The following is a 13,529-nucleotide window of genomic DNA, read 5'->3' as shown; positions in this document are numbered from 1 at the left end:
AAATTCAAGGATTAAGGGATGAGTTTAGACTCTTCCCTTAATTTTAAGTTAATAGTAATAAAGAGGAATGAATTTCTAATTTATTGTATAATTAAGTATTAGGTGGTGAAAGGATGGCAAATAAAGATTATTATGAGATTCTTGGACTACAAAAAGGTGCAAGTGAGGATGAAATAAAAAAAGCTTTTAGAAAACTAGCAATAAAATACCATCCAGATAAAAACGCTGGGAATAAAGAGGCTGAAGAAAGATTTAAAGAAATAAATGAAGCATATCAAGTATTATCAGATCCACAAAAAAAATCTCAATATGACCAATTCGGTACTACTGATTTTAATGGTTCCGGTTTTGATGGTGGATTTGGTGGATTTGACTTTTCAGATTTAGATTTTGGAGATATCTTTGGATCCTTTTTTGGTGGTGGTTTTACAGGTGGAAAGAGAAGAAACGGTCCTCAAAGGGGTGAGGATGTAGAATATACAATAAATTTAACCTTTGAGGAAGCAGTATTTGGAGCTGAAAAAGAAGTTAGTCTTACTAAAAGTGAAAAATGTGGCACTTGTTCAGGAACTGGAGCTAAGCCAGGAAGTAGTGCAAAAACATGTTCTAAATGTGGTGGAACAGGCCAAGTAAAAACTCAGAGAAACACACCATTTGGAAGTTTTGTAAGTGTAAACACTTGTGATATGTGTGGAGGTAAAGGAAGTGTTATCTCTAATCCATGTCCACAGTGCAAAGGAAAAGGTACTATAAGAAAAAGAAAGAGTATAAAAGTTAATATACCAGCAGGTGTAGATACAGGTAATGTGATTCCTATAAGAGGACAAGGAGAAGCTGGAACAAATGGTGGTCCGTCAGGTGACTTATATGTTAATATAAGAGTAGCTCCTCATGAAATATTTAAAAGAAAAGGAAATGACATCTATATAGATGAACATATAAGTTTCTCTAAGGCTACTCTTGGTACTGAACTTAAGGTTCAGACTATAGATGGAGAAGTGAAATATGAGGTGCCAGCAGGAACTCAACCAGGAACTGTATTTAGATTAAAAGGAAAAGGTGTACCATATGTTAATGGAAGAGGAAGAGGAAATCAATATGTTCAAATAGTTGTGGATATACCTAAAACATTAAATCATAAACAGAGAGACGCAATATTAGCTTTTATGGAAGCAAGTGGAGAAATTGAACCTTCAGAAAAAGCAAGTTTTTTTGAAAAAATAAAGAAAAATTTTAAATAACATTAATGAGAATTTGCCCTCCTAACCTTAAGGAAGGCAAATTCTTTTTATTTGATTTATTCAAAAGTTATGGGTTATAATGTATAATTAGCAAGGGAAAAGTGATTGGAGGAAATGTAATGAAAAACACAGAAAAAGATTGGATAGAAGTTACTATAATTACAAGCAGTGAGGCAGTAGAGGCTGTATCAGGCATATTATATAATACAGGGGTTAAAGGGGTATCTATTGAAGATCCAGAAGATGTTGAATTTAAAAAGAAACATCCAGGGGACTGGGATTATTTTGATGAAAATTTACTCCAAATTAAGGATGGAGCCATAATAAAAGGATATTATAAAGAGGATGAAAGTTTTAAAGGATACATTAAATATATAAAAGAGAGCATTGAAGAATTACATAATTTTGGTATAAATAAAGGTAAAGGACTAGTTACATATTCCAAAGTAAATGAACAGGATTGGGAAAATAATTGGAAAAAATATTATAAGCCTACAAAGGTTGGGAATAAAGTTATAGTCCGACCTATATGGGAACCTTATAAGGAAAAAGAAGATGAGATAGTAATAGACTTAGATCCGGGAATGGCTTTTGGAACAGGAACTCATGAAACTACAAGAATGTGTATAAAAGCATTAGAAAAATATGTAAGTAAAGATACCACAGTTTTTGATATAGGGACAGGTTCAGGCATACTTGCTATTTCTGCAGCAAAACTTGAAGCTAAAAAAGTAATTGGTGTAGACTTAGATCCAGTGGCAGTAGAATCTGCTAAGGAAAATGTTGCACTTAATACTTTAGATAATATAGAGATACTTCATGGCAATTTAATGGAGGTTGTAGAAGGAAAGGTAAATATAGTTGTAGCAAATATAATAGCGGATATAATAATACTATTAGCACAAGATGTTAAGGCCTTTATTAAAGAAGGTGGATATTTTATATCATCAGGTATTATTAAGGACAGAAAAGACGAAGTAATTTCAAAACTTGAAAGTTGTGGGTTTATCATAGAAGAGGTAAATGTTGATGGTGAATGGGTTTGTGTAGTATCAAAACTAAATTAAGGAGTGGAAACTATGCATAAATTTTTTGTACCTTATGATAATATTATTAATGATGAAGTTGTAATTACTGGTGATGATGTAAGGCATATATATAAAGTATTAAGACTTAGTGAAGGTACAATTATTGGTGTAAATAATTGTAATGGAGAAGAGTTTTTAGGAGAAATATATAGCATTGATAAAAAAGAGGTAAAAGTAAAATTAAAAGAAAGCTTAGAAATAAACAATGAAAGCCCTATAAACATGTATCTTTTTCAGGGGATGCCTAAATCAAGTAAAATGGATTTAATTGTTCAAAAAAATTGTGAGTTAGGTGTGAAAGAAATAACACCTATAATAACTGATAGAGTTATTGTTAAGGGTGAACAGGGAGAATTCAAAAAGATTGATAGACTTGAAAAAATTGCTTTAGAGGCTTGTAAACAGTGTAAAAGAAGCATAATACCTACAATTAATTTGCCTATTAAATTTTCTTCTCTTTTAGAGAAACTAAAAAAAATGGATTTAGTAATTGTCCCTTATGAGAATGAGGAAGGCTATGGCATAAAAAATGTTATAAAGAATATAGAAAATAAAAGCATAAAAAATATAGCAGTTATAATAGGTCCAGAAGGTGGATTTGAAGAAGAAGAAATTTATTTATTAAAAAATTTGGGTGCTTATATAGTAACTTTGGGTCCAAGAATTTTAAGAACAGAGACTGCTGGGTTTACAGCCGTTTCAGTGCTAATGTACGAATTAGGAGATTTAGGAGGAAATATTTAATGAAAGTTGCTTTTACTACTCTTGGTTGTAGAGTAAATCAATATGAGACAGAAGCTATGACTGAAAAGTTTATAAAGGCAGGATACAATATAGTAGATTTTAATGAGTATGCTGATATATATGTTATAAATACCTGTACTGTAACTAATATGGGAGACAAAAAGTCAAGACAGATGATTGGAAGGGCGAGAAGAATTAATAATAAATCTGTAATAGCTGTAGCAGGGTGTTATTCACAAGTTGCTCCAGATAAGGTAGCCAAGATACCTGGAGTGGATGTGGTAATAGGTACTAAAAATAAGGGCCAAATTGTGGAACTTGTAAAGAGAAGTGTAGATGAAAAGAGGCAAATTGTAGATGTAAGGGATGTTCTTAAGAATAGTGTTTTTGAAGAACTTAATATAGAAGAGTATCAAGATAGAACAAGAGCATTTTTAAAAATACAGGATGGTTGTAATAGTTTTTGTTCATATTGCTTAATACCTTTTGCAAGAGGACCTGTTTGTAGTAAATCACCTGAAAAAGTATTAGATGAAGTAAAAAAACTTGCTCAACATGGATTTAAAGAAATAATTTTATCAGGCATACAGATATCCTCATATGGCGTTGATTTACAAGGAGATTGGGGCCTTGTAAAGATATTAGAGGAAATAGATAAAGTAGATGGGATAGAACGGGTTAGAATAGGCTCTATTGGCCCTAGATTTTTCACTGAAGATGTTATACAAAGAGTATCAAAGTTAAATAAGTTGTGTACCCATTTTCATTTGTCATTACAAAGTGGATGTGATGAAATTTTAAAAAGAATGAATAGACATTATACGGCAAAGGAGTATAAAAAAATAGTTGAATCATTAAGAAAAAATATACTTGATGTCTCTATAACTACTGATATAATTGTTGGTTTTCCGGGGGAAACTGATGAGGAGTTTAAAGAAACATATAAATTTCTTAAGGACATTAAGCTTTCTAAGATGCATATTTTTAAATATAGTCCTAGAGAAGGCACAAGGGCTGCAAGTATGAATGATCAAATAGATGGAAATATAAAAGAAGAAAGAAGCAATAAGCTTATAGAGTTAAATAAGATAAATGAAAAAGAGTTTATGAATAAATTTATAGGAGATAAGGTAAAAGTATTATACGATCAACCATATAATGATAAAGAGGGCTATTATGAAGGTTATACACCAAATTATATAAAAGTAATATCAAAATGTAATGAAGATATCACTGGTAAAATATTAGACACAACGGTTGTTAAAGTAGAAGAGGGATTTTCAGAAGGAATTATTATATAGATTTAAGAAAATTATTATAAATAATTATAGAAGGAAAATTAATTGATTTGTTGAATTATATTTATATTCCATCCTTTTAAAGGAGGTGAAATCATGGAAGAATGCTTATTTTGTAAGATTATAAAGGGAGAAATACCTTCAGAAAAGGTATATGAAGATGAGTTAGTGTTAAGTTTTAAAGATATAAAGCCTGAGGCTCCAGTCCATGTGCTTATAATACCAAAGCAGCATATATCAAGTATAAATGATTTAAATGAGGATAATGCAAAGGTTATTTCGCATGTGTTTTCTGTGGCGAAAATTATAGCTAAGAAACTTAATATAGCTGAAACAGGTTATAGAATAGTAAGTAATTGTGGTGAAGATGGGGGACAGACAGTTTCACATATTCATTTTCATTTATTAGGAGGAAGAACATTGCGATGGCCACCAGGCTAACCTAATAAACTAAAACAATTAATGAAATTGTTGACAGCATCTGCTCTATTATTATATAATAAACTATGTGCTATGTAGTAACCCACATTGCCTGTTTAATTTATTAATTAAATTGAGCTAGCGGAGGGAGGGATATCAATGTCAGAAATAAAAGTTGGAGAAAATGAATCATTAGAAAACGCGTTAAGAAGATTTAAGAAAAAATGCGCTAGAGCTGGTGTGCTTTCAGAAGTAAGAAAAAGAGAACACTATGAAAAGCCAAGCGTAAAGAGAAAGAAAAAATCTGAAGCTGCAAGAAAGAGAAAATTTAAATAAAATAGAACTTTTGAAAGAAGGTACTAAATTATGGCCCTTAAAGAAAGACTGCAGGAAGATTGGAAGCAAGCTTTAAAGGCAGGCGATAAATTAAAAGCTAGTACTATTAGTATGGCTAGATCAGCAATACTTTTAGTAGAAAAAACTGAAGGAAGAAAACTTGATGATAATGAAATCATTGAGATTTTAGCTAAGGAAGTTAAGCAAAGACGTGAAGCTATGCTTGAATTCAAAAAAGGAAACAGACAGGATTTGGTGGAAACTGCTCAATCTGAAATAGAAATCTTGTTAAGTTACCTTCCTCAGCAATTAACAGAAGAAGAGATTACTGAATTTGTTTGTCAGGCAATTAATAAAGTGGGAGCTAACAGCATAAAAGATATGGGAAAAGTTATGGCTATAGTTGTACCAGAACTTAAAGGTAGAGCAGATGGTAAGCTTGTTAGTGAAATAGTAAAAAGAAATTTAAATAATTAATTCTAAAATAAAGACTGATTTAACTCAGTCTTTTTTTATTTGGTTGTCATTTATATTATTAGAAATTCATAAATTAGTATGAAAGTACTTTTTTAAAGGTGAGAAATTGGAGGAAAAATTAGATAAAGCTAAAGTTAATTTAGCACAAAAATTAGATTTGCCAAGGGATGTAGTATTAGATTTACCTAAAATTATAGTAACAGGAGATGGAGAAATAATAATTGAAAACCATAAAGGCATAGTGGTTTTTGATGAAAAAGTAGTTAAAATTAATTCAAGAATAGGTCTGGTATCCATATATGGAAAAGATTTTGAGATATTGTTTCTAGGGGGAAGTACTATAACATTAAAAGGAAGATTTAAATCAATAGAGTATGAGGGAAATGAGTAAGATAAACTTAAATAAGTATAAAAATAGTTTTGTAACCCTAGAAATACATTCATTGATACCAGAAAAATTTATAAACTTGCTTTGGAAAAATAATATATATGTAAAAAATATAAAGAAAAAGAATATTACTACAGTTGTATTAGAAGTAAATTTTAAAGATTATTTTAAAATAGATGATATATCTAAAAAAACAGGTACAAAAGTAAAAATTATAAAAAGAAATGGAATAGCTTTTTTCTTTTTAAAAATAAGAAAAAGAAGAGCATTAATTTTTGGTATATTAATTTTTGCATTAATAATATATTATTTATCAACATTTATATGGAAAATAGATATAGAAACAGAGAAAAATTTATCGCCTTATGAAATAAGAAGAAAGCTTATTTCTTATGGAATAAAAGAAGGGGTAAATAAAAAGAATTTAGATGTTTATTCATTGGAAGAAAAATTACTTGATGATAATAATAATATAATGTGGATTAGGGCCAGAATAGAAGGAGCCACTCTTAAAATTACTGCATCAGAAAGAAGAATACCACCAGAAACAGTTGCAGAAGATGAAACTTGTGATTTAGTAGCAAGATGTGATGGAGAAGTAGTTAGAGTATATACTGTATCAGGAACTGCTATAGTTAAAAACGGAGATATAGTAAAAAAGGGAGATATTCTTGTAAAAGGAGAGCAAGGAAAAGAACATAATTTGTATCCAGTTCATGCTAAGGGAAATGTAATAGCTAGGACTTTTCATGAAGAAATAAAAGATGTAAAAAAGTATAAAATAAAGAGAGAGAGAACGGGAAAAATAATTAAAAATATATATATTAAACTAGGGAATAAGGTACTTACAATAAAAAAATCTGTGAATAATTTTAGTAAGTATGATAAAATAGAAAATAATAAAGGACCTATTATAATAGAAGAATTTTATGAAGTAAAGGAAAAAAAATATGATGCTGATAAAAAAGAATTAATAGATAATACTTCTAAGGAAATAATAAATAAAATATCCTTAAATTTTAATAAAAGTGTAAATATAGTGGATAAAATTATTGACTATAAAGAGGAAAATGATACTATAACTGTAAGAGTGTTAGTAGTAGCAGAGGAAAATATAGCAGAAGCTAAAAAATAGAGTAGCGCTACTAAGTTAAACAGAAGGATGGTATTTATGAGAAAAAATACTTTAGAAAAAATGTTTAAAAATCATGCTATAAAAAGAGGGGCTGTTTTTGTTTGTACATTTATATTTTTGTATGGTGTATTGGTTACATCATTGGTGACGCAAAAATATAGCCTAAGAGAGGGTGATATTGCTAGAGTAGATATAAAAGCTCCAAGGGAAATAGTAGATGATATTGCCACAAAAGCTAAGATTAAACAGGCTATTGAAGCGGTACCGCTTCAATATAATAAGAATCAAGAAATAAAAACTAGTGTAATGGATAATATTAACTCCTTATTTAATCAATTAATTCAGTTAAAAGATTCTAATAGTGAAGTTAAAGAAAAGGTAGGTAAATTAAAAGAACAATCTAAAATAGGATTATATGATGAAGACTATTCAATTTTATTAAATTTGAGTAAAGAAGATTTAAAGACTTTAAATAACTTTTTAATAGATATTATGTCCCAATTATATGATACTGTAAATATAAATGATACAAAAGAAACAAACAATGGAGAAGATATAAAAAAAGCTCAGGAATTTATACAGTTAAGTGTAAATACATCTAAGCTCCCTAAAAAGGTTTTGAAAGATTTAGCTACTAATATAGCTTATTCTCAGATAAAACCTAACTTTTTTTATGATAAAGAAAAAACTGAGGAACTTAGAGAAGAAGCTAAGAAAAAGCCTCCCGTTACTATAAAAAAGGATCAGATTGTAGTAAAAGAAGGGGAACCTGTAACTAAGGCTCAGATAGATATTCTTGATAAGTTAGGACTACTAAATAATAATGATAAACCACAGATATTTATATATATAAGTTTAGCAGGTTTAATAAGCTTAGTTCTTTTAATAGAATGGTTATATTTATATAAACATAATAAAGAAATATATAATGATTTTAGTAAACTTATATTGGTAAATATATTAACCTGTATTTCTATAACTTTAGCTAGAGTGTTTAGTATAAAGGCATTTTTAATACCATTAGCTTGTGTGCCTATGCTGTTTAATCTTCTTATAAATAATAGATCGGCGTTAATAATTAATGGCTTAAATTGTATACTCATAAGTTGTGCTGTGGAATTTAATGTGGAAATAACTATATTGGCTATAATGAATGTTATTATGGCATCTATAGTTTTAAAGAAAATGCAACAGAGAAATGATATTTTATATTCAGCAGTTTATATTGCGATAATAAATGTTTTATTAACTTTTTCTGCAGGAATTTTACTTAGTAATAATACAATAGAGGTTGCCAAAAAAGCTTCTTTTGCATTTATAGGTAGTGTAGTATCTGGTGTTTTAACTATTGGATTTTTGCCTTTCTTTGAAAGTACGTTTGATATAGTTACTACTATAAAGCTTTTAGAGTTATCAAATCCTAATAACAAGTTATTAAAAAGACTTTTAGTAGAAGCTCCGGGTACGTATCACCATAGTGTTTTAGTAGGAAATTTGGCGGAAGTAGCTGCAGAAGAAGTGGGGGGGAATCCCGTGTTAGCTAGAGTAGCTGCTTATTATCATGATGTGGGTAAAATAAAAAGGCCTTACTTTTTTAAAGAAAATCAAATAGGAAATGACAATCCTCATAAAAATATAACTGCTAATTTAAGTACACTTATAATAATTTCTCATGTAAAAGATGGTGTAGAACTGGCGAAGGAACATAAAATACCTATTGCAATTAGGGATATAATAGAGCAGCATCATGGAACTACGTTGGTTAAATACTTTTATTTAACAGTAAAGAATTCTAGTGAAAATCCTGAGGAAGTAAAAGAGGAAAATTTTAGATATCCTGGACCTAAGCCAGAGACAAAGGAAGCTGCAATAATTATGTTAGCAGATGGAGTAGAAGCAGCTGTAAGGTCTATAAGTGAGCCTACTAAGGGAAAAATAGAAGAAATGGTAAACAAAATAATAAAAGATAGGCTTAATGAAGGTCAATTAGATAATTGTGATTTAACTTTAAAGGATTTGGATAAAATAAGAAATACTTTTACAAAAGTGCTTATGGGAATATATCATCAAAGAATAGAATATCCAACAGATAAATGGGTTAACAAAAGTGAAAGGACTGATCATAAGGAATGATATATATAGATAATAGGCAGGGAAAAATAATTATAGATGAAAGTTTTGAGCAAAGTATAGAAAATATTATTAATTATGTTTTAAAAATTGAGGAAGTAGAGATAGATTATGAAGTTAGCTTGATATTTGTAGATAATGAATCAATAAAAAAGATTAATAGAGATAATAGAGGGATAGATAAAGTTACAGATGTGTTATCTTTTCCTATGCTTAATTATCCAGAAGGAAAGGTATTTAAAGAAGTTTATAAGGGATATGAATTTAAAGATGAGGATTTAGATGAAAATAGATTAGTATTAGGGGATATAGTTTTATCATTAGAAAGATCAAAGGAACAAAGTGTAGAATATGGTCATTCTTTTTTAAGAGAAAGTTTTTATTTAACAGTACATTCAGTACTACATCTTTTAGGATATGATCATATGAAAGATGAAGATAAAAATTTAATGAGAAGAAGAGAAGAAGAGATAATGGATAAATTTAATTTAAAAAGATAGGCTCATAAGATATTAGATTTTAAGTAAATTAATGAACAGTTTATTTATAAACTGTTCATTAAATATATAATCTAACAAAGTGGGTGGAATTATGAAAAAATTAATAGATAGTTTTAATTGTGCTATAGAAGGGCTAGTGTATGCAGTAAGAACTCAAAGAAATATGAGAATACATATGATTGCAACATTGTTGGTTTTAACTGCATGTTTTTTTTATGATTTAAGTAAAGGTGAGTTATTAATAATATTAATAACTATTACTATGGTAATTACAGCAGAACTTATAAATACTGCTATTGAGTTTGCTATTGATGCCACTACAAATTATTATCATCCATTAGTAAAAATAGCTAAAAATGTAGCTGCAGGAGCAGTATTAGTTACTGCAATTAATGCATTTGCAGTAGGATATATAATATTTTGGAAGAAATTACAAGATATAAATTTAATAGTTATAAAGAAAATAAAAAATTCAGATCCATATATGATATTCATAATACTATTTATAGTTTGCATAGTTACTTTAGTGATAAAGGCTATATATGGAGAGGGGACACCTTTAAAAGGTGGTATGCCAAGTGGGCATAGCGCTATTTCTTTTTCTATAGCAACTACCATAGCATTAATAACAGAGGATACAGTTCCCATAATACTTAGTTATTTTTTAGCTACAATTGTTGCACAAAGTAGAGTGGATTCTAAAGTTCATTCTGTTAAAGAAGTAGTTGCTGGTGCACTACTAGGAGTCATTTTAACTATAGTATTATTTAATATTTTTGGATAAATTATTTTAAATAATATAATTATAAAATTACTAATAATTATTGCAGGAACATGTATTAATGTTATAATTTTATTTACAAAGTAAATTTTAATAAAGTGAAAGGAAGGAACTGTAATTGGGTAACATAGATTATAAGGAATTAATTTTAAAAGCATTACAGGCAAGGGAAAATGCATATGTACCCTACTCAAATTTTAAAGTTGGTGCGGCTATATTAGCGGATAATAATAAAATATTTACTGGATGTAATATAGAAAATGCCTCTTTTGGGGCTACAAATTGTGCAGAAAGGACTGCTATATTTAAAGCCATCTCAGAAGGAGAAAGAAAATTAAAGGCTATAGCTGTAGTAGGAAGTTTTAAAGAATTTACTTTCCCTTGTGGAATTTGTAGACAGGTAATAAGTGAATTTTGTACAGAGGATATTAAAATAATAATTGCAAAAAATGAAAATGAATATATTGTAAAAACTTTTGAAGAAATATTACCAGGGGCTTTTACAAACAAGGATTTGGAAAAATAAGGAGGAAATATGTTTAAATCAGGATTTGTTACAATAATAGGAAGACCAAATGTTGGAAAATCAACATTATTAAACACAATAATGGAAGAAAAATTATCTATAGTATCAAGTAAACCTCAGACCACAAGAAATAATATTCAAACTATACTAACAGGAGAAGATTACCAGTTGGTATTTGTTGATACCCCAGGGATACATAAGCCTAGACATAAGTTAGGCGAATATATGGTAAAAATAGCAGAGGATTCTTTGAAAGAAGTAGATGTTGTTTTATTTTTAACTACACCTGATATGGAAATAGGAAAAGGTGATAGGTATATATTAGAGCAACTTCAAAGAGCTAATATACCAGTATTTTTAGTTGTAAACAAAATAGATGAGAATCAAAATGAGAGAGTGGCTGAAACTTTGAAAAATTATTCAGAAGAATTTAATTTTTTAGAATGTATTCCAATATCAGCAGTTAAAGGTAAAAATGTTGACCAATTAATTAATCTTATAAAGGAAAATTTACCTGAAGGACCTAAATATTATCCTGAGGATATGATAACTGATCAACAGGAAAGATTTATTGTTTCAGAAATAATAAGGGAGAAGGCATTAAGACTTTTAAAAGAAGAAGTTCCACATGGTATAGCAGTAGAAATACTAAGTATGAAACAAAACGAAAAAGGAATTTATCAAATAAGTGCTAATATGCTTTGCGAAAAAGATTCACACAAAGGTATAATAATAGGCAAAAATGGTAACATGCTAAAGAAAATATCCAAATATGCTAGACAGGATATAGAAGAGTTTTTACAAACTAAGATTTTTTTAGAGGTTTGGGTTAAGGTAAAGAAGGATTGGAGAGATAGTAGTAATCTTCTTAAAGAATTAGGATATAAATAATTATACATTAATAGGGAGATGGTCATCTGGCTATATTTAATACTAGAGCTATAGTTATAAAAACCCAAGATTATAAAGAATGGGATAAAATTGTATGGTTTTTTACTGAAAAATTAGGTAAAATATCTGTAATAGCTAAAGGAGCTAAAAAAAATAGGAGTAAATTTTTTTCTAGTACCCTTCCATTTTGTTATGGAAATTATATGGTGTATAGAGGAAAAGGTATGTATACTTTAAATGAGGGAGAGATTATAGATTCATTTCAAAATATGCTAAGTGATTTGGAAACTATAACTTATGGATCATACTTTTGTGAGCTTGTGGATATTGCTATACAAGAAGAAGAAAGTAATAGGCAGCTATTCAAAGAATTTGTAACTTCATTTTATCTTATGAGAAATAATGTGGTAGATTTAGAAACTTTAAGTGTTATTTTTGAATTAAAAATATTAAAGGCTACTGGGTATGGATTAAATTTAGATAAGTGTTGTATATGTAAGAGAAAATTAAAATCCTCTAATTATATGAGCTTGCAATATATTGGTGGTGTATGTGATACTTGTGAAAAGATTAAGGGTATACCTATTAGTTATGGTGGTTATAATATATTAAAATATTTAAATAATATACAAATAGATAAATCCTATAGAATAATTATTCCAGAAAATTTAAAATATGAGATAAGAAGGATATTAACTACTATAATTTCCCAAAATTATTTTAGAAAACCTAAAAGCTTGGAAACATTAAATTTTATAAAAGGAAGTGAGAATTATGAATGAAACAACATTAGAGAAAATTGATATCATAAGAGAACGAACAGGTGCTACATATTCGGAAGCTAAAGAAGCATTGGATGTTTGCAATGGAAATGTAGTAGATGCACTAATTTATATAGAAGAAAAGAAAAAGAAAGAAAATCCATATGTAACTAAAGATGAATTTATTGCTTGGCTAAAAGATTTAGTTAATAAGGGCAATATAAGTAGGATTAAGGTGAAAAAAGAGGATAAAGTTGTAATTGACATACCTGTAAATGCAGGTGCATTAGTAACTTTAACTGCACTTATTGTATCACCATTTATAACCTTAATATTATTTGCAGCAGCTTTAACACAAGTTACAGTTGAAATAACTAAATCAGATGGCTCAGTTGAGGTGGTAAATAAGATAATAAAAACCACTGTAAATGACGTAAGAGAAAAGGTTCATGAAACTACTTCGAATATGAAAGATAAGTTTAAAAAAGGTGAAAGTTATAGTAAGGAAGATAGTATATATTCATACACGGTAAATTTTGAAGAATCAAATGAAGATGAAGATAAGAAAGAAAAACAATAGGTATTTATGTCAGCAGAATAAATCTGCTGACTTTTAGATTTTACCTATAATAACATAGAGTTAATTTATTTAAGAAAAAAACTAAATTATATAAAAAATAGTAAAAATTATGAAAATGTGTTATATTAGTATTAATAAAAGTATTATTATAATGCCACTTTATTACATAACTAAATTATACTTACTATAATATGAAAAATAACGTATGAAAAAGAAAAAGATAAATAGGTAAA

16 protein-coding genes are annotated in these 13,529 nt (G+C 28.6%); all 16 read left to right on the top strand.

Annotated elements, in window-relative coordinates:
* The first annotated feature begins 113 nt into the window (after positions 1–113).
* The gene (dnaJ, locus tag EJL03_RS03370; RefSeq protein ID WP_125152566.1) at positions 114–1,241 is read left to right on the top strand and encodes a molecular chaperone DnaJ; all 1,128 of its coding nucleotides are present in this window, start codon (positions 114–116) and stop codon (positions 1,239–1,241) included.
* A gap of 119 nt (positions 1,242–1,360) precedes the next feature.
* Positions 1,361–2,308 carry a 50S ribosomal protein L11 methyltransferase gene (gene prmA / locus EJL03_RS03365; RefSeq protein ID WP_125152565.1) on the top strand — a complete coding sequence of 316 codons (948 nt, stop codon included), beginning with the start codon at positions 1,361–1,363 and terminating at the stop codon, positions 2,306–2,308.
* Positions 2,309–2,320: 12 nt separating this feature from the next.
* Positions 2,321–3,073, top strand: coding sequence for a 16S rRNA (uracil(1498)-N(3))-methyltransferase (locus tag EJL03_RS03360; protein ID WP_125152564.1), 753 nt, complete (start codon positions 2,321–2,323; stop codon positions 3,071–3,073).
* A complete protein-coding gene (mtaB, locus tag EJL03_RS03355) occupies positions 3,073–4,374 on the top strand; it encodes a tRNA (N(6)-L-threonylcarbamoyladenosine(37)-C(2))-methylthiotransferase MtaB (RefSeq protein WP_125152563.1) in 1,302 nt (433 codons plus the stop codon). The genes EJL03_RS03360 and mtaB overlap by 1 nt, the downstream gene beginning before the upstream one ends.
* 93 nt (positions 4,375–4,467) lie before the next feature.
* Entirely contained in the window at positions 4,468–4,812 is a 345-nt protein-coding gene (locus tag EJL03_RS03350) for a histidine triad nucleotide-binding protein (RefSeq protein ID WP_125152562.1), read from the top strand.
* 138 nt (positions 4,813–4,950) lie between these two features.
* Positions 4,951–5,127 (top strand): 30S ribosomal protein S21, encoded by a 177-nt coding sequence (rpsU, locus tag EJL03_RS03345; protein WP_010292600.1) that lies wholly within the window; start codon positions 4,951–4,953, stop codon positions 5,125–5,127.
* A gap of 27 nt (positions 5,128–5,154) precedes the next feature.
* Complete coding sequence (locus tag EJL03_RS03340; protein WP_206427341.1) at positions 5,155–5,604, top strand: GatB/YqeY domain-containing protein; 450 nt, start codon at positions 5,155–5,157, stop codon at positions 5,602–5,604.
* A gap of 106 nt (positions 5,605–5,710) precedes the next feature.
* On the top strand, positions 5,711–5,995 hold the full coding sequence (gene yqfC, locus EJL03_RS03335; RefSeq protein WP_125152560.1) for a sporulation protein YqfC: 285 nt from the start codon (positions 5,711–5,713) through the stop codon (positions 5,993–5,995).
* A 1-nt stretch (position 5,996) separates the two neighbouring features.
* Positions 5,997–7,127 (top strand): sporulation protein YqfD, encoded by a 1,131-nt coding sequence (gene yqfD / locus EJL03_RS03330; protein ID WP_206427340.1) that lies wholly within the window; start codon positions 5,997–5,999, stop codon positions 7,125–7,127.
* Between the two features lie 36 nt (positions 7,128–7,163).
* Positions 7,164–9,260 carry an HD family phosphohydrolase gene (locus EJL03_RS03325; protein ID WP_125152558.1) on the top strand — a complete coding sequence of 699 codons (2,097 nt, stop codon included), beginning with the start codon at positions 7,164–7,166 and terminating at the stop codon, positions 9,258–9,260.
* On the top strand, positions 9,257–9,757 hold the full coding sequence (gene ybeY / locus EJL03_RS03320) for an rRNA maturation RNase YbeY (protein ID WP_125152557.1): 501 nt from the start codon (positions 9,257–9,259) through the stop codon (positions 9,755–9,757). Before EJL03_RS03325 ends, ybeY begins: the two co-directional genes overlap by 4 nt.
* Before the next feature lie 91 nt (positions 9,758–9,848).
* A complete protein-coding gene (locus EJL03_RS03315) occupies positions 9,849–10,541 on the top strand; it encodes a diacylglycerol kinase (protein ID WP_125152556.1) in 693 nt (230 codons plus the stop codon).
* Between the two features lie 124 nt (positions 10,542–10,665).
* Positions 10,666–11,064, top strand: a complete 399-nt coding sequence (locus EJL03_RS03310; protein WP_125152913.1) for a cytidine deaminase — start codon at positions 10,666–10,668, stop codon at positions 11,062–11,064.
* A gap of 9 nt (positions 11,065–11,073) precedes the next feature.
* Positions 11,074–11,955 carry a GTPase Era gene (gene era, locus EJL03_RS03305; RefSeq protein WP_125152555.1) on the top strand — a complete coding sequence of 294 codons (882 nt, stop codon included), beginning with the start codon at positions 11,074–11,076 and terminating at the stop codon, positions 11,953–11,955.
* Between the two features lie 26 nt (positions 11,956–11,981).
* Positions 11,982–12,737 (top strand): DNA repair protein RecO, encoded by a 756-nt coding sequence (recO, locus tag EJL03_RS03300; RefSeq protein WP_125152554.1) that lies wholly within the window; start codon positions 11,982–11,984, stop codon positions 12,735–12,737.
* The gene (locus EJL03_RS03295) at positions 12,730–13,296 is read left to right on the top strand and encodes a DUF4342 domain-containing protein (RefSeq protein ID WP_125152553.1); all 567 of its coding nucleotides are present in this window, start codon (positions 12,730–12,732) and stop codon (positions 13,294–13,296) included. The genes recO and EJL03_RS03295 overlap by 8 nt, the downstream gene beginning before the upstream one ends.
* Positions 13,297–13,529: the final 233 nt, after the last annotated feature.

The sequence above is a fragment of the Clostridium rectalis genome, from assembly GCF_900626095.1.
In the GTDB taxonomy this organism is placed as follows: Bacteria; Bacillota; Clostridia; order Clostridiales; family Clostridiaceae; genus Clostridium_AS; species Clostridium_AS rectalis.
This window is presented reverse-complemented; position numbering and strand designations above follow the sequence as displayed.

Bases quoted from the DNA above. Each gene is read 5' to 3' on its own strand.
- dnaJ (WP_125152566.1), top strand. From the start codon at position 114: ATGGCAAATAAAGATTATTATGAGATTCTTGGACTACAAAAAGGTGCA.
- rpsU (WP_010292600.1), top strand. From the start codon at position 4,951: ATGTCAGAAATAAAAGTTGGAGAAAATGAATCATTAGAAAACGCGTTA.
- EJL03_RS03325 (WP_125152558.1), top strand. From the start codon at position 7,164: ATGAGAAAAAATACTTTAGAAAAAATGTTTAAAAATCATGCTATAAAA.
- era (WP_125152555.1), top strand. From the start codon at position 11,074: ATGTTTAAATCAGGATTTGTTACAATAATAGGAAGACCAAATGTTGGA.
- EJL03_RS03350 (WP_125152562.1), top strand. From the start codon at position 4,468: ATGGAAGAATGCTTATTTTGTAAGATTATAAAGGGAGAAATACCTTCA.
- EJL03_RS03295 (WP_125152553.1), top strand. From the start codon at position 12,730: ATGAATGAAACAACATTAGAGAAAATTGATATCATAAGAGAACGAACA.
- EJL03_RS03360 (WP_125152564.1), top strand. From the start codon at position 2,321: ATGCATAAATTTTTTGTACCTTATGATAATATTATTAATGATGAAGTT.
- EJL03_RS03315 (WP_125152556.1), top strand. From the start codon at position 9,849: ATGAAAAAATTAATAGATAGTTTTAATTGTGCTATAGAAGGGCTAGTG.
- prmA (WP_125152565.1), top strand. From the start codon at position 1,361: ATGAAAAACACAGAAAAAGATTGGATAGAAGTTACTATAATTACAAGC.
- mtaB (WP_125152563.1), top strand. From the start codon at position 3,073: ATGAAAGTTGCTTTTACTACTCTTGGTTGTAGAGTAAATCAATATGAG.
- ybeY (WP_125152557.1), top strand. From the start codon at position 9,257: ATGATATATATAGATAATAGGCAGGGAAAAATAATTATAGATGAAAGT.